A 19,087-nucleotide genomic window follows, 5' to 3' on the forward strand; every position below is an offset into this window, starting at 1 on the left:
TTTCATTGACGCGCGAATTCGGCCGCGCGCGCAGGCCAGTCCTCGGGGACGATGAAGCCGCGCGACGCCTCGCGATAACCGCCCGCCCCATCGGCGACGAATGCGGCGACGAGCACGGTGTCGTCCGGGCCCGTTGGCGCGATGGCCTCGGGGGGCGCAGGAAAAGCAATCGCCGCGCGCTCGCCGCCTTGCGCGGATATCGCGCCTCCCGCCAGCCTTCGCGGCGCGAGCCATGCGAGTCTTGGCAACACGCTCCAGCCGTCGGCTGCTTGTTGCTGGGCGAACGCCGGCCACTCCGAACGCGTCACCCACCAGCCGCGCCCGTGATCGGCGGCTAGCCCGGGCACATCTTCCATGCGTGACGGCGCCGCCTTCCCCGCCCGATAGAAAAGCCAGCCTTTCACGAACATCTGCGCGAGCCACGGTCCGCCGTAACCGAGCGAGGCGAACGCTTCGCGCGTCGTCAAACGGAGTTGATGGTCGCGTAAATGCGCCAGCTTCCAGTCGAAGCGATCGCGCAGATCCGGTCCGACGAATTCGGCAAGCGACGCACGCGCGCCATGGTCAGCGCCCGCATACAGATAGCACTTCACCGCGAGCTCCCAATGCAGGCGCGCGCCCGAACGGCTTTGCACGAGAAAATCGCATTCGCCGAGCGTGAGCCCGGCGCGCCTCAGCGCCACGTTCTGCGCGACGAGCCGCGCCGCCGGTCCGTTTGCGAGGAACCAGCCGAGCAGGATTTCGGCGTAACGTCCCAAGCGGTTCGTCGGCGCGCCCGCAAGCGTTTCGTGCAGACGTGCGGGATCGCGGTCGAGTTGCACGAGCCAGTCGAACGTGGCTCCGGCTTCCTTGTCATCGGCCCACCACTGCGCGAGCGGAGCCACGGGAGGTTGCGCGCGCAACAGGTCAGCGCTGAAGAGCAGCCAGGCGAGATCGCGCACGGCCGGGTCGGACAGCGTATCGAAGGCGCCATGGAATCCGGGAACGATCTGCGCAGAGGCATGACGCGGCCCGCTGTCACCCCCGGCGTCCGCAGGCCGCGCGCCGTTCATTGCCCGCCGCCCGCCGCCGCGCGCCAGGTGTCGCGCGCGAGACAGAGGTCGCTCCAGGCCTTCGCCTTGTCGTGCAGGCTGCGCAGCAGATACGCGGGGTGATACGTGACGATGACGGGCACGCCTTCGTATTCGTGGACGCGGCCACGCAGCGATGCGATGCTGCCGTCGGTCTTCAACAGGCTCTGTGCAGCGAAGCGGCCGAGCGCGACGATGATCTTCGGCTTCACGAGCGCCACCTGGCGCTGCAGATAAGGCTCGCAGCGCGCGACTTCGTCGGGCTCGGGATTGCGGTTGCCAGGCGGGCGGCACTTGATGACGTTCGCGATATAGACGTTCTCGCCGCGCGCAAGCGAAAGCGCGCGCAGCATGTTGTCGAGCAGCTTGCCCGCCTGACCGACGAAGGGCTCGCCAAGACGATCCTCGTTCTCGCCAGGCGCTTCGCCGATCAGCATCCAGTCGGCCTCGCGGTCTCCCACGCCGAACACGGTGTTGGTCCGCTTCTCGCACAGCCGGCAGCGCGTACACGACGCGACGCGCTCGGCGAGCGCGTCCCAGTCGAGCGTCGCGACATCGTCGCGTGCGGCGGCGCCGGTTTGGGCGGGGGCCACTGCGGCGGGCACGATGGGCTCCGCCACGGCGTCAAACCAGGCGAAATCGTCTTCGGTGAGAGGCGGTGGTTCGTCGGACGCAGGCGGAACGGGCTTCGCAGGCGACATGGTGCGCGCGGCGGACCGGTGCGGTTCCGTCGGCTCAGGCTGCTCCATTCGCGCCTCAGTGGCGCTCACTTCGGCAAGCGGGGGCTCGCCAAGCGGACGCGCCGCTTGCGCCTCGGCATCCGCCAGATCGGCCTCGGCCGCGCGCGCGGGCACTGGCGTGGCCGCGTCATCTTCACGCGGCGCCCGGACTTCGGCCACCGCGCCCTGCACGCCCTTGCGCACCCAGCGCGGCGCCAGTCCAAGCTCCTCCAGCGCGATCTCATCGAGCGGCATCCGCGCCCTCCCCTGCAAAAGAAAAACGCATCACGAGTGCATCCTCGCGGCTGTGATGCCGGGCCGGATAGTAGTTCTTGCGGCGGCCAATCGTGACGAAGCCGAACTGTTCGTACAGTCGAATCGCCCGGTGGTTGGACGGCCGCACTTCGAGCAGCAGGCCTTCGAGTCCCTGCGCGCGCGCAATGCGCACGGCCTCGCGCAGCATCGCGAGACCCGCGCCCGCGCCTTGTGCCTGTGGCGCGACACACAGGTTGAGCAGATGCATCTCGTCGACCACGGGCATCAGCACGCAATAGCCGATCAGCGTACCGGTGACGTGGCGCATGCAAAGGCCGTAGTAGCCGTTGCGCAGCGAGTCTTCGAAATTACCGCGCGACCACGGAAACTCATATGCCGAGCGTTCGATGATCGCGACTTCGTCGAGGTCGCTCTCGGTCATCGGCGAGAGATAGCGGTCGGTCATGAGCACACCGCTCATCGCCCGCCCTCGCCGCCTTCGTCGTTCCCGGCGCCCGTCGCGCCCTGCGCGGCGGCCTTTGCGGCGAGACGCTCGGCCGTGGTCTGCGCGACCTTGTTGCGCACGTATTCGGGCGCGGCCTGGTCGGCGCGTTGTGTGCGGCCCGCGCGGTAAGCCCGCAGCGCCGCGTGGGCGAGCGGCAGCGCGTGCGGCAGCGCCTCGGCGTCGATCGTGCGCGCGGCGGCCGACGCCGCAAGGCGTGCGCCGAACGCGGCGGCCGCGTTGCCCGCCAGCGTGAACGGCGCTTCGGGTGCGACGATATGCTCCGGCGCATCGAGCGAAGCCGCCTGGAGCGTGCGCCAGTCGCCGGCTGCGGCGTCCCACGCATAGTCAGCCCAGTAGGCTTCGTCCATGCGCGCGTCGAGCGCGGCCAGCACGCGTGTCGCGGCGGAGTCGCGCAGCCGTGCGCTCTCCGCGCAGACGAGCAGCGTGCCGACCGGCACCACGGGAATGTCGAGGCCGAACGCCAGCCCCTGAGCCACGCCCGTCGCGGTGCGCAGCCCGGTGAACGAGCCCGGACCCGCGCCGAACGCGATCGCATCGCAGTCGGCGAGCGTGAGCCCGGCTTCGTCGAGCAGTTCGCCGATGGCCGGCAAGAGGCGCGTGCTCGAGACCGCCCCCGTCGCCTCATGACGCACCCAGACGCTCACTTCGGAGCGGGATCCGGAGCCGGGTTCGGCCCCGATAGGGGAAGAAGCCCCTTCGTCGGAAGAAAAAGCGCCAGCGGCGACGCGAAGCAGCGCAACCGAGCAGTATTCGGTCGAGGTATCGAGGGCAAGGAGCACGGTTTCAGTCATGAGCGCTATTGTAATGCCCCGCCCCGCGCGCGGGCCTCCGCCTCTCGCCATCCGGCGCGGCGTTCTCGTCCGTGCGTTCCCGGCGCGAGTGGAGGAATCGCTCCAGCTTTTCGGCGGATTGCGCTGCTACCATCGGCGCGCTGACCCGAACCAACATGCGGAGGAAACAACGATGAGCGACGTGAACGCGCAGTTCGCCCAAGCCCAGCAAGACGTGCAGCAACTTCCGGAGCGCCCCGGCAACCTCACGCTGCTGCGCCTCTATGCGCTTTTCAAGCAGGCCACCGAAGGCGACGTGCACGGCGACAAGCCAGGCTTCACCGACATCGTCGGCAAGTACAAGTACGAGGCGTGGGCCGCGCTGCAAGGCACGGCGCAGGAAACGGCGAAGCAGCAGTACGTCGCGCTGGTCGAGTCGCTCAAGAACGGCGCCGCCACCTGAGCCTGAGCCACGGCGATTCGGCCTCGCCGCAAACCCCAAGCGTGACGCAGGAAGCCGTCCGGCATATTGCGTCACGCCGCCGCTCTCGGTGCATTCGCTGCGCGTCACGCTGGCGCGCCGCAACAAAACGAGATACAATGCACGCTGCGTTGTGCTCCGGTCGCCCGTTCGATCAGTACAACGCCTCGTAGCGTTAAGCTCCAATCCAGTTTAGAACCTGTCCCCTCCTGCCGTGGCCCTGTTTTCGGGCCGTCATGTATCAGGCTGGCGGCTGGCCAATCCCGGCTCAGTCGCACCCAAAACAGCTTCTAACGAAAATCCGCCGAGGTGTGCGGATTGCCCCCGTTTTTCGATTTGTTCGCACAATCCGACGACTTGGGTATGCCGATTGGCGCCGACGTTCTATTTCCTGTGTAACAAGGATTTTCATGACTTCGAGCAATACCCAAAGCCCCCTCGACGCAATCGCCGATCAGGCCCTCGGCCTCTCCGCCGCCGCCAGCGCTTCCACTGAAGCCCCCGCGCAGGCCGCCGAGACCCTCGAAGGCCCGACGTTCGCGTCGCTCGGTCTGTCGCCGGAGATCGTCTCCGCGTTGATCGCGGCGGGCTACAAGGCGCCTACCCCCGTGCAGGAACGCGCGATCCCGGCCGCCATCGCCGGCCGCGACCTGCTGGTCTCGAGCCCGACCGGTTCGGGCAAGACCGCAGCATTCATGCTGCCCGCCATCGAGCGCTTCGCGCAACTCCAGAAGACCCAGGCTGCCCAGCCGCGCGAACCTCGCCCGAACGGCACCCCCGGCGGCGCCCAAGGCCAGCAAGGCGATCGCCGCCAGCGCCGTCCGCAACCGGTGGCGCGCCCCGGCCTTCTCGTCCTCACGCCGACGCGCGAACTCGCCATGCAGGTGACCACGGCCGCTTCGACGTACGGCAAGCATCTGCGCCGTCTGCGCACCGTCAGCATCCTCGGCGGCGTGGCCTACGGCCAGCAGCTCATGCTGCTCGCCAAGAACCCCGAGATTCTCGTCGCGACGCCGGGCCGTCTGCTCGACCACCTCGAGCGCGGCCGCATCGACCTGTCCGAGCTGAAGATGCTCGTGCTCGACGAAGCCGACCGCATGCTCGACATGGGCTTCATCGACGACATCGACACGATCGTCGCCGCCACGCCCGAGTCGCGTCAGACGATGCTGTTCTCGGCCACGCTCGACGGCAAGATCGCGTCGATCACGGGCCGTCTGCTGAAAGACCCCGAGCGTATCGAGATCGTGCGCAAGGTCGAAGCGAACTCGAACATCGCGCAGACCGTGCACTACGTCGACGACCGCGACCACAAGGATCGCCTGCTCGACCACCTGCTGCGCGACGCGAGCCTCGACCAGGCTGTCGTGTTCACGGCCACGAAGATGGACGCCGACCAGCTGGCCGGCAAGCTCGCCGACGCGGGCTTCGAAACCGCCGCGCTGCACGGCGACCTGCCGCAAGGCGCGCGCAACCGCACGATCCGCGCGCTGCGCGAGCGACGCGTGCGCGTGCTCGTCGCGACCGACGTCGCGGCGCGCGGCATCGACATTCCCGGCATCACGCACGTCTTCAACTACGACCTGCCGAAGTTCGCCGAAGACTACGTGCACCGAATCGGCCGTACCGGCCGCGCGGGCCGCTCGGGTGTGGCGGTGAGCCTCGTGCATCACGCCGAACAAGGCGCGCTCAAGCGCATCGAGCGCTTCGTGCGCTCGCCGCTGCCCGTGAACGTCGTGGAAGGCTTCGAACCGCGCAAGGCGCCGCCGGCCAACCGTGGCTTTGGCGGTCGCGGCCGTCCGGGCGGTAATGGCGGTGGCCGTCGCTTCGGCAGCGGCAACGGCAAGCCGGGTGGCTACGGCGCGCGCGGCGGCAACGGTGGCAACGGCGGCGGCAATAGCTGGGGTAACAAGCCCGAAGGCTCGCGTGGCGGCTATGGCGCCCGCGAAGGCGGCTACGGTTCGCGTGAAGGCGGCTTGGGCGGCGGCTCGCGCGGCGAAGGCGGCCGCGGCGGCTATGGCCAGCAACGCGAAGGTTATGGCCGTTCGCGCGACGGCGGTTACGGCGCGCGTCGTACCGACGGCCCGCGTGGTGCCCGTCGCGATAGCTAAAGAATAAACAGCGGCGCCCGCGGCCTTCGAGCCGCCCCGCCGCCGCAGTGAAAGACTCATGACCGGTGCTTCGTCACCGGTCTTTTTTTATGCTCACGCGAATTTCACGATATAAAAATTTTTTTTGCTTCGTAAAAAATTGTGCTGCGTGGCACAAAGAGCCTCGTTGCAAGATAAAAAATTGCGTTTTGCATCATAAAATAACTGAATTAACTTATTGATTTTATTGAAATATAAAACATAAAAAAAGCGCACTACCCTCCTGTTGCCGACCCGTCGATTTGCCTAGACTCTTATATAAGAGTTCGCGAAACGAAACGCCCGGATCCAGACCCGGCGCTCGCGTTCCGTGAGTTGCAGCGGTTCCCTGTCAGCGATCCACTTACCAGGCAAGCGAAGGAGCACATCATGTCGACTCGTCAACAGCAAGCCCAGCAACTCCAGCAGCAATGGGAAGCGGATCCGCGCTGGAAGGGTATCAAGCGCAACTACACGGCTGAAGACGTCGTGCGCCTGCGCGGTTCGGTCCAGCCCGAGCACACGCTCGCGAAGCACGGCGCCGAAAAGCTCTGGAAGGGCGTGAACACCGGGCCGTTCATCAACGCGCTGGGCGCGCTCACGGGCAACCAGGCCATGCAGCAGGTCAAGGCCGGCCTCAAGGCGATCTATCTCTCGGGCTGGCAGGTCGCGGGCGACGCCAACCTCGCCGGCGAAATGTATCCCGACCAGTCGCTCTACCCGGCCAACTCGGTGCCGCAGGTCGTCAAGCGCATCAACAACACGCTCGCGCGCGCCGACCAGATCCAGTGGTCCGAAGGCAAAAACCCCGGCGACGAAGGCTACGTCGACTACTTCCAGCCGATCGTGGCCGACGCCGAAGCGGGCTTCGGCGGCGTGCTGAACGCGTTCGAACTGATGAAGGCGATGATCGAGGCCGGCGCCGCGGGCGTGCACTTCGAAGACCAGCTCGCGTCGGTAAAGAAGTGCGGCCACATGGGCGGCAAGGTGCTCGTGCCGACGCGCGAAGCGATCGCCAAGCTCACGGCCGCGCGCCTCGCCGCCGACGTCTGCGGCGTGCCGACCGTGCTGCTCGCCCGCACCGACGCCGAAGCCGCCGACCTCGTCACCTCCGACATCGACGACAACGACAAGCCGTTCCTCACCGGGGAGCGTACCGTGGAAGGCTTCTTCCGCACGCGCAACGGACTCGAACAGTCGATCTCGCGCGGCCTCGCCTACGCGCCGTACGCCGACATGATCTGGTGCGAAACGGGCAAGCCCGATCTCGAGTTCGCGAAGAAGTTCGCCGAGGCGATCCACAAGCAGTTTCCCGGCAAGCTGCTTTCGTACAACTGCTCGCCGTCGTTCAACTGGAAGAAGAACCTCGACGACGCGACGATCGCGCGGTTCCAGCGCGAACTCGGCGCGATGGGCTACAAGTTCCAGTTCATCACGCTCGCGGGCTTCCACGCGCTGAACTACTCGATGTTCAACCTCGCGCATGGCTATGCGCGCCAGAACATGAGCGCGTTCGTCGAACTCCAGCAGGCCGAGTTCGCCGCCGCCGAGAAGGGCTTCACCGCAGTCAAGCACCAGCGCGAGGTCGGCACGGGCTACTTCGACGCCGTGACGCAGACGGTCGAGCGCGAAGCCTCGACGACCGCCCTGCGCGGTTCGACGGAAGATGAGCAGTTCTTCGACAAGAAGGTGGCGTAAGACCACCAGCAGCAACGGCGGCGAGCATTACGCTCCCGTCGTGCACGGAGAGGCAGCCGGCGCGCGTAACCTTGGCGGGGCGCGTCGGCGGCCGACCGGCGCGGCTGGGGCGTACGCCGCCGGAGATTCCTGGGCGAACGCGGCAAGGCGTGAGCGGCAGGGATCGGCAGCGGCAATCAGGGAGGCGCGGCAAGGAGACACAGGCCGCGCGCGCTGGACAGAATCCGGCGCGCGGCACGCCCAGCCAACGCACCGGGCGTGCATGGCCATGTGCTTCCTCGCGTATCCGGGAAAGCGCCCGCGACCGGCCCCCGCACACCTGACTAGCGATACACGATCACTGGAATCTTCGTATGGGTGAGCACCCGTTGCGTCTCGCTGCCGATCAGCAGGCTGCCGAGCCCGCGCCGCCCGTGCGAGGCCATGAAGATGACGTCGCAGCCGACGGATTCGGCGGCTTCGATGATGCCGAGATACGGCGATGGATGCACGCTCGTGCGGCTTTCGCAGTTCACGCCCGCGCTGCGCGCCGCCGCCTCGATTTCCTGCAGATGCGTGCGCGCCTCGCGCTCACTGCGCGTCTGGAAGGCGCTTGGCGGCTCGATGATCACGTCGGCGTAGGGCGAGTACGGATATTGAGGCAGGCACGCATAGGCCGTGACGCGCGCGCCGACCGTGCGAGCGAGGTCGATCGCACCGTCGATCGCCTTCCGGGACAACTCGGAGCCGTCGGTCGGAACGAGAATGTGCTTGAACATGGTGCCCTCCGTGGTCCATCGCTGTCAGGGGCAATTCGCGGAGCAAGTCAGGCAGCGTCTTGCACTGGCTTGCGCAAGGGCCTCAGGTCGATTGTAGTGCGCGAAAAATCGGTGCAAGCCATGCGTCCGGGTCACTCCGGATATCGGAAACGCGCATTGCAGCCCCTATTCCCAGTAACCGGGCTGACCGTAGGTATGCTTGAGATAGTCGAGAAAGAGACGCACACGCAGCGGCAAATGGCGGCGCTGCGGAAACACGGCGTGAATGCCGATGGGCGGCGCCGCGAACGCGTCGAGCACGGCCACGAGCCGGCCCGCCGCGATGTCCTCGCCGACTTCCCACCACGAGCGCCACGCGAGACCGTGCCCCGCGAGACACCATTCGTGCAGCACCGCGCCGTCCGAGCACTCCATCGTGCCCGCCACGCGGATCGACACTACCTTGCCGTCCTGCTGGAACGCCCAGCCGCGCTGCTGGTTCGAGCTCGAGCCGAAGGCGAGGCAGTTGTGGCGCGCGAGATCGGCGAGCGTTTCGGGCGCGCCGCGGCGCGACAGATACGCGGGCGCGGCCACGCACACGCGCCGGGTTTCGCCGAGCTTGAGCGACACGAGGGACGAATCGGGCAATTCGCCGAGACGCACCGCGCAATCGAAGCCTTCGTTCACGAGATCGACAAGCCGGTCCGAGAGATCGAGCGTGATGCTCACGTCCGGATGCGCGACCGTGAAATCGGGCACGAGCGGCGCGACGTGCCGCCTCCCGAAGCCCGCGGGCGCGGAAACGCGCAAGTGCCCGCTCGCCTTCACGCCGCCGGCCGAAACGCTCGCTTCGGCGTTCTGCATGTCGTGGATGATGCGCTGGCAATCTTCCAGGAACGCCGAGCCCTCGAACGTGAGCGTGATGCGCCGCGTGGTGCGCACGAGCAGTTTCACGCCGAGCCGCTCCTCGAGCGCGTCGATACGCCGGCCAATGATGGCGGGCGCGACTCCCTCGACCTGCGCGGCGGCGGAAAGGCTGCCTTTGGCGGCCACGGTGGCGAAGGTTTCGATCTGCTTGAAACGGTCCATCGGCGGGCAATGCGGGGAGCAAATGACGGGAAAGGTGAGGTTGATCGACAGATTAGGTGGGTAAAAGTAAAAGATCAAGTGATCAATCCCGCCTTTTTCAGCAATACGACTCATGAATACAATCGACCTCGACCTCTGAAGACGGAGTGCAAGGCTATGTCGGCCACAACGACACCACGATTGCCCAAGGCAGTGATCTTCGACGCGTATGGCACGCTCTTCGACGTGCACTCGGTCGTCGCGGCCGCGGAGCAGATGTTCCCCGGCCACGGCGAATCGCTTTCCCAGCTCTGGCGTCTGAAACAGATCGAATACACGCAATTGCGCACGCTTTCGGACTTGTCCGGCGCGCGCTATCGCCCGTTCTGGGACATCACGCTCGACGCGCTGCGCTATGCCGCGCGCCGTCTTGGCCTGCCCCTCACGGGCGCGGGCGAAAAGCGCCTCATGGACGAGTACGCCTGCCTCTCGGCCTTTCCCGATGTCCTGCCTGTGCTGCGCCGGCTGCGCGAACCACGCGAAGACGGCACGCGCATCGGCCTCGCGATACTCTCGAACGGCAACCCGCAGATGCTCGACATCGCGGTGAAGAGCGCGGGCATGGGCGGCCTTTTCGATCACGTGCTGTCCGTCGATGCCGTGCGCGCCTACAAGCCGGCCGCCGCCGCCTATTCGCTCGGCACAGCCGCGTTCGACGCCGCGCCGCGAGACATGGTGTTCGTGTCGTCGAACGGCTGGGACGCCGCTGGCGCCGGCTGGTTCGGCTACACCACGTTCTGGATCAACCGCCAGCGGCTGCCCGCCGAAGAGCTCGGCATCGCGCCGCACGGCACCGGCGGCGGCATGGCCGAACTCGCCGCCTTCATCGAAACCGCTGCGTCCGAGAAACAAAGCCGCCCTCGCCCCGGCCCGGGCGCGTGACGGCCCACGCTCGACGCAGCCATAACACCCTCGCATTCACAATCTGACCGACCAAGGAGCAAGCAAATGGCGAACACATTGCAACTGCCGCAAGGCATGCAGATCACGGCTGATGCAACGATTCAGCCCGGCTTCGAAACGATCCTCACGCCCGAAGCGCTCGAACTCGTCGCAAAGCTGCACCGCGCCTTCGAACCGCGCCGCCAGGAACTGCTGAAGGCGCGCGTCGAGCGCACGAAGCGGCTCGACGCCGGCGAGCGCCCTGACTTTCTTGCCGAGACGAAATCGATCCGCGAAAGCGACTGGAAGATCGCGGCGCTGCCAAAGGACCTCGAATGCCGCCGCGTGGAAATCACGGGCCCGGTCGAGCGCAAGATGATCATCAACGCGCTGAACTCGGGCGCGGACTCGTACATGACGGACTTCGAGGACTCGAACTCGCCGAACTGGGACAACCAGATCACCGGCCAGATCAACCTCAAGGACGCCGTGCGCCGCACGATTTCGCTCGAGCAGAACGGCAAGAGCTACAAGCTCAACGACAAGGTCGCCACGCTGATCGTGCGTCCGCGCGGCTGGCACCTCGACGAAAAGCACGTGACGGTGGACGGCCAGCGCGTGTCGGGCGGCATCTTCGATTTCGCGCTCTATCTCTTTCACAACGCGAAGGAGCTGATTGCGCGCGGCAGCGGTCCGTACTTCTATCTGCCGAAAATGGAAAGTCACCTCGAAGCGCGCCTGTGGAACGACGTCTTCGTCGCCGCGCAGGAAGCGATCGGCATCCCGCGCGGCACGATCCGCGCGACGGTGCTCGTCGAGACGATTCTCGCCGCCTTCGAGATGGACGAAATCCTCTATGAATTGCGCGAGCACAGCTCGGGCCTCAACGCGGGCCGCTGGGACTACATCTTCTCGGCGATCAAGAAGTTCAAGAATGACAAGGACTTCTGCCTCGCGGACCGCTCGCAGATCACGATGAACGTGCCGTTCATGCGCGCCTACGCGCTCGAACTGCTGAAGACCTGCCACCGCCGCAACGCGCCGGCCATCGGCGGCATGAGCGCGCTCATTCCGATCAAGAACGACGCCGCAGCCAACGACAAGGCCATGGCCGGCGTGCGCTCGGACAAGGCACGCGACGCGACCGACGGCTACGACGGCGGCTGGGTCGCGCATCCTGGCCTCGTGCCGATCGCGATGGAAGAGTTCGTGAAGGTGCTCGGCGACAAGCCGAACCAGATCGCGAAGCAGCGCGCCGACGTGAACGTTGCGAGCAAGGACCTGCTCGACTTCCGTCCGGAAGCGCCGATCACCGAAACGGGCCTGCGCAACAACATCAACGTGGGCATCCACTATCTGGGCTCGTGGCTCGCGGGCAATGGCTGCGTGCCGATCCACAACCTGATGGAAGACGCGGCGACCGCGGAAATCTCACGCTCGCAGGTGTGGCAGTGGATCCGCACGCCCAAGGGCAAGCTCGAAGACGGCCGCAAGGTCACGGCCGAACTCGTGCGCGAACTGATCCCGCAGGAGCTCGACAAGGTCAAGGCCGTGGTCGGTGGCGACACGAAGCCGTACGAGCGCGCCGCGCAGATCTTCGAGCAGATGTCGACGGCGGAAAACTTCGTCGAGTTCCTGACGCTGCCGCTTTACGAAGAAATCTGATCGGTCAGTACGCCTGACGGCCAGCCGATGAACAAGGCCCGGCGGATGCGAATCCGCCGGGCCTTCGTGTTCTGCTGGAGTCGCAGGCGTTCAGCGCGCGCGCCGGTGCGCAACCCAGTCGCCGCCTTCGATCTCGGGGCGACCGGCGGCCGCTGCGGGCGCGACCGGATAGTAGAGGCAGGCGACGCGCTCGCCCTGCACTTCGACGTTCACCTGCCCGGAGACGAAGAGACCATCCACGCCCGGATAGACCTGCTCGATTTCGTCCAGCACGGGCAGGAGCGCATCGTCGATTTCGTAGACGTCGCCGGTCACCGTCGACTGCCCATCAGCGGCTTGCGCCACCATCCCCGGATACGTCCCGAAGTCGAAAAGCCGCCCGGCAAGTTTCGTAAGGCCAAGGTGGCGTGGCCGCGCAATCGCGTGGCGATCCGCCGCGAGGTTGATGTCGTTGATCTCGCCCGCGCGCAGGGTGCCGTAGACGAACACGTATTTCATCGCTTCCTTCTCCTTCAAACCGGCTCGCCCGACACGAGCACGCTGTCGAATCGTCGGCATTATGCACGGCCACACGCGCGCAGCGCCACACTCGAGGCGTCTACAATGCCTTCACCTGTGCCGCCCTGCCCGTCATGTCTGAAAATCCGCCCCACGATCCGCCGCCCCCCGCCGAGCTCATCGATATTCCGCCCGAGTTCGCACCAACGCCCACGCATCCTGTCCGCGTGCGTTCGCGGCCCATGCCGGCCGGCGTTTGCATCGCGCGGCACACGCACGCTTGGGCGCAGCTCGCCTACTCCTCGCGCGGCGTGCTGCGCATGACGACGCCCGGCACGACGTGGATGGTGCCGCCCTCGCGCGCGATCTGGGTGCCGCCGCACGTGACGCACGAGGTGGCGATCGTCGAGGACGCGTTCCTGCGCACGCTTTACGTAGACGAATCGGTGATTCCGCCCGGCCTCGACGCCTGCCGCGTGGTCGAAGTCTCCGGCCTCCTGCGTGAGACGATTGCCGCACTCGACGAGCGCGGCATTCCCGCTGCGCGCGAGCGTCTGCTCGGCGCGCTGGCGCTCGACGAAATCACGCGCTCGGCGCCGCTGCCGCTCGCCGTACCGATGCCCGAGGAAAAACGTCTGCGCGCACTGTGCGAGGCGCTGATCGACGACCCCGCCAGTCCCGGCTCGCTCGAATATTGGGCCGCACACGTGGGCGCGAGCACGCGCACGATCGCGCGGCTCTTTCGCCAGGAACTGGGCGTGAGCTTTTCGCAGTGGCGCCAGCAGGCCATTCTCGCGCGCGCGATTCCATTGCTCAATCAAGGGCGGCCTATGGCGGCCGTGGCCCAGGCGCTCGGCTACCAGAGCCAGAGCGCGTTTTCGGCGATGTTTCGCCGCGCCTTTGGCGAGAGCCCGCGCGCCTTCATCGCGCGCGGCACGGGCGATCGCGACGAACACGAGCCCGAAGATTCCGTGGCCGCCGCGCGCGACGACGCGCACTGAGCCAGGTTCCCCATCCGTTCAAACTAGCCGCGTCATATGCCGGATCGAGCCGAGACGCGCAAGCCGCGGTCCCGCCACCCGGTAGCCCATGCGCAGATAAAGACGCGCCGCCGGGTTATCGACGAACACGCGCAACTGCAGTTCGCGCAGGCCGCGCTCGCGAGCCCACCGATGCGAGATGTCGAGCAGGAACGTCCCGGCGCCATTGCCGCGATACCCCTCGGCGATCTGCACGTCGCGAATGTGCAGCGAATCGCCCTCCTGCGTCACGCGCAGCACGCCGATCGCGCGGCCGTCGAGTTCGAGGATGAAGTTCTCCGACTCGCGATAGCTCGCCAGAAAGAGGTCGCCGCGCCAGACGAGGTGATGCCGCAGATAGTAGCCGCCCATGTTGTTGCGCGTGAGCGTTTCGGCGAATTCGAAGTCGTCTATGGTGGCGCGGCGCAGTTGAAACGGCGACGGGATGTCGTTCGGTGCGAACATGTCGGCAAGCGGGGAAACGAAGTTTCGACAACGCTACGATAACGCGTAGCCGCCGGCAATCGCAGATTGTCCGTACGACGCAGCGAAATAACGCACAGAGAAGACTGGAGAGAAGTCGGGAAACATCTGCGGAAAAAGAAAAAGCCCGTTGGACGCGTCCAACGGGCTTTGTTCTGGCGGAGCGGACGGGACTCGAACCCGCGACCCCCGGCGTGACAGGCCGGTATTCTAACCGACTGAACTACCGCTCCAGTTTGCTGCTCACCGGCGGGCGTCGGTTGATTCCCGCTGGCGGCGTCGCCGTACTGCTTGTGGCGCCGCGTTTTGACTTGGCGTCCCCTAGGGGATTCGAACCCCTGTACTCACCGTGAAAGGGTGATGTCCTAGGCCTCTAGACGAAGGGGACAACACAGGCTTGCGCCTTGAACTGCATTTTAACTTCGGCGCGCTCGCTACTGCCGAACGGGCTTTGAATCTGGCGGAGCGGACGGGACTCGAACCCGCGACCCCCGGCGTGACAGGCCGGTATTCTAACCGACTGAACTACCGCTCCAGCTTGCTGCTCACCGGCGGGCGTCGGTTGATTCCCGCTGGCGGCGTCGCCGTACTGCTTGTGGCGCCGCGTTTTGACTTGGCGTCCCCTAGGGGATTCGAACCCCTGTACTCACCGTGAAAGGGTGATGTCCTAGGCCTCTAGACGAAGGGGACAACACAGGCTTACGCCTTTTGAACTAAAAAGCCCGCTCACTAATTCTGAACGGGCTCGATCTGGCGGAGCGGACGGGACTCGAACCCGCGACCCCCGGCGTGACAGGCCGGTATTCTAACCAACTGAACTACCGCTCCATTTCGACATACCCGGATGGACGTCGATTGATTTCCACCCGCTGCGCCGCCGATCTCGCCGACGACGCTCATGTCTGGCGTCCCCTAGGGGATTCGAACCCCTGTACTCACCGTGAAAGGGTGATGTCCTAGGCCTCTAGACGAAGGGGACATGATCTTTTCAGACTATGTCTTCGCTACACTTACTGCTTACCGCGTGCTCTGTTGGTGGAGGTAAGCGGGATCGAACCGCTGACCTCTTGCATGCCATGCAAGCGCTCTCCCAGCTGAGCTATACCCCCTTGCAGAACAGAAGCGAGATTTTAAACATCAATTTCGCTTTCGTCAAGAGCTTTTGAATCGTTTTTTGTAGCGCTTCTATGTTTCCTTGAAACATCATTGCCCGATTCTGCGGCTCTTTGCGTGAGATTCACTGCATCTCGCGCTCCGTATTCAACGGAGCCCGAATACTACAAGAACTGCCGCCCGGACGCTAGGGCCCGGGCGAAAATTCTTCGAAAAAATTAGGTCGCAGCCGAAACGCCCTTCTCGATCCGGCTCACCACCGCATCGCGGCCGAACAACACGAGCACGGCGTCGACCGACGGCGTATGCGTCGTGCCCGCCACGAGCAGGCGGGCCGGCATCGCGAGCTGCGGCATCTTGAGCTTGTGCGCGCCGAGCGTCGCCTTGAGCGCGGACGAGACACCCTCCTTCGTCCACTCCGCGCTCTTGAGCGCGGCGGCGAGATCGACGAGCGCCGGACGCACTGCGTCCGTCAAGTGCTGCGCGAGCGCTTCGGCTTCCGGCTGCGGCTCGCGATAGAACATCATCGCGCTCTCCGCAATCTCCTTGATCGTGTTCGCGCGATCCTTGAAGAGCGCGACCACGCCTTCGAGCGACGGCCCATTCGCGAGCGCGGCCTCATCGACGCCCAGCGCCGCGAAGAACGGCTTCGAAAGCGCCGCGAGACGTGCGTTGTCCACTTCCTTCAGGTAGTGGTTGTTGAGCCAGTTGAGCTTGTTGTGGTCGTACTGCGCCGGCGACTTGCCGAGGTGCTCGAGATCGAACCATTCGACGAACTGCTCGCGCGTGAACACCTCGGCGTCGCCGTGCGACCAGCCCAGGCGCGCCAGGTAGTTGAGCACCGCCTCCGGCAGATAGCCCGCGTCGCGATACCCCATCACGCTCATCGCGCCGTGGCGCTTGCTCATTTTCTCGCCCTGCTCGTTGAGCACGGTCGGCAAGTGCGCATACACCGGCGGCTCGGCGCCGAGCGCGCGCAGGATGTTGATCTGGCGCGGCGTGTTGTTCACGTGGTCGTCGCCGCGAATCACGTGCGTGATCTTCATGTCGAGGTCGTCCACGACCACGCAGAAGTTGTAGGTCGGCGTGCCGTCCGGGCGGGCGATCACGAGGTCGTCGAGCTCTTCGTTCGAGATCTCGACGCGGCCCTTCACGGCGTCGTCCCACGCCACCACGCCCGTGAGCGGGTTGCGAAAACGCAGTACCGGCTGCACGCCTTCCGGCGGCGCGGGCAGCACCTTGCCCGGCTCCGGGCGCCACGTGCCGTCGTAGCGCGGCTTCTCGCCGGCGGCGCGCTGGCGCTCGCGCAGCGCGTCGAGCTCTTCGGTGGACATGTAGCACGGGTAGACGAGGCCCTGCTCCTGCATCTGCTTGAGCACTTCGCGATAGCGGTCCATGCGCTGCATCTGGTAGAACGGGCCTTCGTCGAAATTCAGCCCGAGCCATTCCATGCCTTCGAGAATCGCATCGACGGATTCCGACGTCGAACGCTCGAGGTCGGTATCCTCGATCCGCAGCACGAACACGCCCTTGTTGTGGCGCGCGAATGCCCAGGGATAGAGCGCGGAACGGATGTTGCCGAGGTGGATGAAGCCGGTCGGGCTCGGCGCGAAGCGGGTACGGACGACAGAGGTGGTCATGGGCGATTACTCGAAGACGACGCCATCCGGCGCGGCGCTGGCGACAATCGCGGCAACGGCGGCGGACGGCTAAGGTTCGCGGCGCATTCGGCTCGCGCCGGAAGCGCGGGCGCGCCGGGGCGAGCACCTTCGCGCGCACGAACGGAAATCCGGGAAAATTCGAGACCGGATTATACCCGCCGCCCTTCGCTTCGGCCCGGAACGACGTGCGGCGCGGGCTGCGGCGTGCGCCATGTTGCCGCTTTCTGCCAGGTGGCCGAACCGCAACGGCGCGCCGCCCTGGATGAAAACGTCGACCGACACATCGCGTTACATGCGCACGCGCGAAACCCGCCGCGCTTTGCCTTATGATGTCGGCGCGCCGTCACGAGCATGCGGCGTCGCGTGCGCGAACGCCGCCCGCGCGAGCAGACCGGGGCACCGCGTCGTTCCTTGGCCGCACACCGACGCGGGCCGCATGGAGAACCTTTTTGAAGCAGTCATCGCCCTCTCTGAGCCGCCGCCACTTTTCGCTTGCGGCCGCCTCCACCGTCCTTGCCGCCTGCACGACAGCGGGCACGCAGACCGCCAGCACCCCGCCGCCCGCCGCCACCGCGCCGGCACCGCCCGTTGCGAGGCCAGCGCGCCCGATCCGCGTGGGGCTCGCGCTCGGCGGCGGCGCGGCGCGCGGCTTCGCGCACATCGGCGTGATCAAGGCGCTCGAGGCCCGCAACGTCCAGATCGACTTCGTGGTCGGCACGAGCGCGGGATCGGTCGTTGCGGCGTTGTACGCCTCCGGCATGAACGGTTTCGCGATCAACAAGCTCGCACTGACGATGGACGAAGCCTCGATTAGCGACTGGGCCATGCCGTTTCGCACGCGCGGCCTGTTGCAAGGCGTAGCACTCCAGAACTACCTGAACACGACACTGCGCGAGCGCCCCATCGAAAAGATGGCAAAGCCGCTCGGCATTGTCGCCACCGACCTGCGCACAGGCCAGCCGATCCTGTTCCAGCGCGGCAACACGGGAACTGCCGTGCGCGCGTCGTGCAGCATCCCGTCGATCTTCGAGCCGGTGAAGATCGCGGGTCACGAATACGTGGACGGCGGCCTCGTGAGTCCCGTGCCGGCCTCGTTCGCGCGCAGGATGGGCGCCGACTTCGTGATCGCCGTGGACATCTCGGCGCGTCCGGAAACGGCCTCGACGCTGAGCCAGTTCGACGTGCTGATGCAGACCTTCACGATCATGGGGCAGACGATCAAGACCTATGAACTCGACAAGTACGCCGACGTCGTGATCCGCCCGAACCTCAACGCAATGTCGAGCAGCGACTTCACACAGCGCAACGCGGCAATTCTCGCCGGCGAGGAAGCCGCGGCGCGCATCATGCCGGAACTCGAACGCAAGCTGGCCGCGGCGCGCCTGACGGTTTGAGCGCCGGGCCGACCGCTCGCCGTCGGCGGCCGCTCAAACGCGAAAAGCCTGCTTCGTATGAAGCAGGCTTTTTAACGCGGCAGAACCACGATCAGTTGCCGCTGCTGCCGCTGAACTGCGCGCTCACGCGCTTGAGGCTTTGCTGCTGGTCAGGCGTGAACGAGGTCTCGATACGGCGTGCGCCGGTGAAACGCTTTTCCCAGTAGCCGTCGTCGAGATCGTCGACGCGAATCGTGCTGCCCGTGGACGGCGAATGCACGAACTTGTTGTCGCCGATATAAATGCCGACGTGCGAGAACGTGCGGCGCATCGTGTTGAAGAACACGAGGTCGCCCGGCTTCAGGTTGCTCATGCTGACTTTCTCGCCCACGCGGCTCATTTCCTCCGCGCGGCGCGGCAGCGACATGCCGAGCGTGTCCTGGAACACGTAGCGCACGAAGCCGCTGCAATCGAGGCCCGAGTCCGGCGTGTTGCCGCCCCAGCGGTAGCGCACGCCAATCATGTTGAGCGCGCCTACAACGACGTCGCCGGCCTTGCCGGCCATGCCGGAAAGGAACGCCTTGGCGCCGCCTTCGGACGGAGCCGAAGCGCTCGCCTGGCCGGCACTCTGGAATGCGGGGATGGATTGCGAATTCGCCGCGTTGTTCGGCGAAAATGAGGCATTTTGGCTAAAACTGCTTACTTCGTCGGCGAACGCGCCGGGAGCTGCAGCCATAAGTACGCCGATGAACATCCCGGCGACGACGCGCGTGCAAGCCTGGGTCAGGTATCGGTGCTGCATGGGTCGGTAGAAATTGCCCGTAAATCAGGGAGTTAGTAGAAAAGTTTGGACGATACTAGCCAGTAAGTATTTGTGTGT

The 19,087-nt window shown here is 65.8% G+C and carries 17 protein-coding genes and 7 tRNA genes; 7 read left to right on the forward strand and 17 right to left on the reverse strand.

Annotated features, from left to right (window positions below):
• Positions 1-2 precede the first annotated feature (2 nt).
• From BLU17_RS05060 to tsaB, 4 genes are read right to left on the reverse strand one after another with little or no spacing between them, the layout of a single operon-like run.
• Positions 3-1,052, reverse strand: coding sequence for a DUF1853 family protein (locus tag BLU17_RS05060; protein ID WP_091995407.1), 1,050 nt, complete (start codon positions 1,050-1,052; stop codon positions 3-5).
• Positions 1,049-2,044, reverse strand: a complete 996-nt coding sequence (locus BLU17_RS05065) for a uracil-DNA glycosylase (RefSeq protein ID WP_091995409.1) — start codon at positions 2,042-2,044, stop codon at positions 1,049-1,051. Before BLU17_RS05065 ends, BLU17_RS05060 begins: the two co-directional genes overlap by 4 nt.
• Positions 2,031-2,525, reverse strand: coding sequence for a ribosomal protein S18-alanine N-acetyltransferase (gene rimI, locus BLU17_RS05070; RefSeq protein WP_091995411.1), 495 nt, complete (start codon positions 2,523-2,525; stop codon positions 2,031-2,033). Before rimI ends, BLU17_RS05065 begins: the two co-directional genes overlap by 14 nt.
• Positions 2,522-3,361 carry a tRNA (adenosine(37)-N6)-threonylcarbamoyltransferase complex dimerization subunit type 1 TsaB gene (tsaB, locus tag BLU17_RS05075; RefSeq protein WP_091995413.1) on the reverse strand — a complete coding sequence of 280 codons (840 nt, stop codon included), beginning with the start codon at positions 3,359-3,361 and terminating at the stop codon, positions 2,522-2,524. The genes rimI and tsaB overlap by 4 nt, the downstream gene beginning before the upstream one ends.
• Before the next feature lie 172 nt (positions 3,362-3,533).
• On the opposite strand from tsaB, the gene BLU17_RS05080 reads away from it, so the two are divergent.
• From BLU17_RS05080 to aceA, 3 genes are all read left to right on the forward strand, one after another.
• Positions 3,534-3,803, forward strand: coding sequence for an acyl-CoA-binding protein (locus BLU17_RS05080; protein ID WP_091995765.1), 270 nt, complete (start codon positions 3,534-3,536; stop codon positions 3,801-3,803).
• 428 nt (positions 3,804-4,231) lie between these two features.
• Positions 4,232-5,932: a DEAD/DEAH box helicase gene (locus BLU17_RS05090; protein ID WP_091995417.1), complete on the forward strand. Its 1,701-nt coding sequence runs from the start codon at positions 4,232-4,234 to the stop codon at positions 5,930-5,932.
• A 408-nt stretch (positions 5,933-6,340) separates the two neighbouring features.
• A complete protein-coding gene (gene aceA, locus BLU17_RS05095) occupies positions 6,341-7,648 on the forward strand; it encodes an isocitrate lyase (RefSeq protein ID WP_091995419.1) in 1,308 nt (435 codons plus the stop codon).
• Positions 7,649-7,971: 323 nt separating this feature from the next.
• On the opposite strand, the gene BLU17_RS05100 is transcribed toward aceA, so the two are convergent.
• Positions 7,972-8,406 (reverse strand): universal stress protein, encoded by a 435-nt coding sequence (locus BLU17_RS05100; protein WP_091995421.1) that lies wholly within the window; start codon positions 8,404-8,406, stop codon positions 7,972-7,974.
• Between the two features lie 165 nt (positions 8,407-8,571).
• On the reverse strand, positions 8,572-9,474 hold the full coding sequence (locus BLU17_RS05105; protein WP_091995424.1) for a LysR family transcriptional regulator: 903 nt from the start codon (positions 9,472-9,474) through the stop codon (positions 8,572-8,574).
• A gap of 156 nt (positions 9,475-9,630) precedes the next feature.
• Between BLU17_RS05105 and BLU17_RS05110 the strand changes: the two genes are divergently transcribed.
• Together BLU17_RS05110 and aceB are read left to right on the forward strand one after the other, a co-directional pair.
• Positions 9,631-10,395: a haloacid dehalogenase type II gene (locus tag BLU17_RS05110; RefSeq protein ID WP_091995427.1), complete on the forward strand. Its 765-nt coding sequence runs from the start codon at positions 9,631-9,633 to the stop codon at positions 10,393-10,395.
• A 66-nt stretch (positions 10,396-10,461) separates the two neighbouring features.
• Positions 10,462-12,060 carry a malate synthase A gene (gene aceB / locus BLU17_RS05115; protein ID WP_091995430.1) on the forward strand — a complete coding sequence of 533 codons (1,599 nt, stop codon included), beginning with the start codon at positions 10,462-10,464 and terminating at the stop codon, positions 12,058-12,060.
• A 90-nt stretch (positions 12,061-12,150) separates the two neighbouring features.
• Here aceB and BLU17_RS05120 read toward each other — a convergent pair whose 3' ends face one another.
• Complete coding sequence (locus BLU17_RS05120; RefSeq protein ID WP_091995433.1) at positions 12,151-12,558, reverse strand: gamma-glutamylcyclotransferase family protein; 408 nt, start codon at positions 12,556-12,558, stop codon at positions 12,151-12,153.
• Positions 12,559-12,692: 134 nt separating this feature from the next.
• Between BLU17_RS05120 and BLU17_RS05125 the strand changes: the two genes are divergently transcribed.
• The gene (locus BLU17_RS05125) at positions 12,693-13,559 is read left to right on the forward strand and encodes an AraC family transcriptional regulator (RefSeq protein ID WP_091995435.1); all 867 of its coding nucleotides are present in this window, start codon (positions 12,693-12,695) and stop codon (positions 13,557-13,559) included.
• An 18-nt stretch (positions 13,560-13,577) separates the two neighbouring features.
• Here BLU17_RS05125 and BLU17_RS05130 read toward each other — a convergent pair whose 3' ends face one another.
• From BLU17_RS05130 to gltX, 9 genes are all read right to left on the reverse strand, one after another.
• Positions 13,578-14,042 (reverse strand): GNAT family N-acetyltransferase, encoded by a 465-nt coding sequence (locus tag BLU17_RS05130; RefSeq protein ID WP_091995437.1) that lies wholly within the window; start codon positions 14,040-14,042, stop codon positions 13,578-13,580.
• Positions 14,043-14,216: 174 nt separating this feature from the next.
• Positions 14,217-14,293: transfer RNA gene (locus tag BLU17_RS05135), tRNA-Asp, on the reverse strand.
• A 79-nt stretch (positions 14,294-14,372) separates the two neighbouring features.
• Positions 14,373-14,448, reverse strand: a tRNA-Glu gene (locus tag BLU17_RS05140).
• A gap of 70 nt (positions 14,449-14,518) precedes the next feature.
• Positions 14,519-14,595, reverse strand: a tRNA-Asp gene (locus BLU17_RS05145).
• Between the two features lie 79 nt (positions 14,596-14,674).
• A tRNA-Glu gene (locus BLU17_RS05150) sits at positions 14,675-14,750 on the reverse strand.
• Positions 14,751-14,811: 61 nt separating this feature from the next.
• A tRNA-Asp gene (locus BLU17_RS05155) sits at positions 14,812-14,888 on the reverse strand.
• A gap of 75 nt (positions 14,889-14,963) precedes the next feature.
• Positions 14,964-15,039: transfer RNA gene (locus BLU17_RS05160), tRNA-Glu, on the reverse strand.
• Between the two features lie 54 nt (positions 15,040-15,093).
• Positions 15,094-15,169 (reverse strand) — tRNA-Ala (locus BLU17_RS05165).
• Positions 15,170-15,391: 222 nt separating this feature from the next.
• Positions 15,392-16,813 (reverse strand): glutamate--tRNA ligase, encoded by a 1,422-nt coding sequence (gene gltX / locus BLU17_RS05170; RefSeq protein ID WP_091995439.1) that lies wholly within the window; start codon positions 16,811-16,813, stop codon positions 15,392-15,394.
• Positions 16,814-17,283: 470 nt separating this feature from the next.
• Here gltX and BLU17_RS05175 point away from each other — a divergent pair, with 470 nt between their 5' ends.
• Complete coding sequence (locus BLU17_RS05175) at positions 17,284-18,228, forward strand: patatin-like phospholipase family protein (protein WP_245746727.1); 945 nt, start codon at positions 17,284-17,286, stop codon at positions 18,226-18,228.
• 91 nt (positions 18,229-18,319) lie between these two features.
• Here the strand turns inward: BLU17_RS05175 and BLU17_RS05180 are convergent, their stop codons facing one another.
• Positions 18,320-19,009, reverse strand: a complete 690-nt coding sequence (locus BLU17_RS05180) for a C40 family peptidase (protein ID WP_091995441.1) — start codon at positions 19,007-19,009, stop codon at positions 18,320-18,322.
• Between the last annotated feature and the right edge of the window lie 78 nt (positions 19,010-19,087).

The sequence above is a fragment of the Paraburkholderia lycopersici genome, from assembly GCF_900096975.1.
Lineage (GTDB): Bacteria > Pseudomonadota > Gammaproteobacteria > Burkholderiales > Burkholderiaceae > Paraburkholderia > Paraburkholderia lycopersici.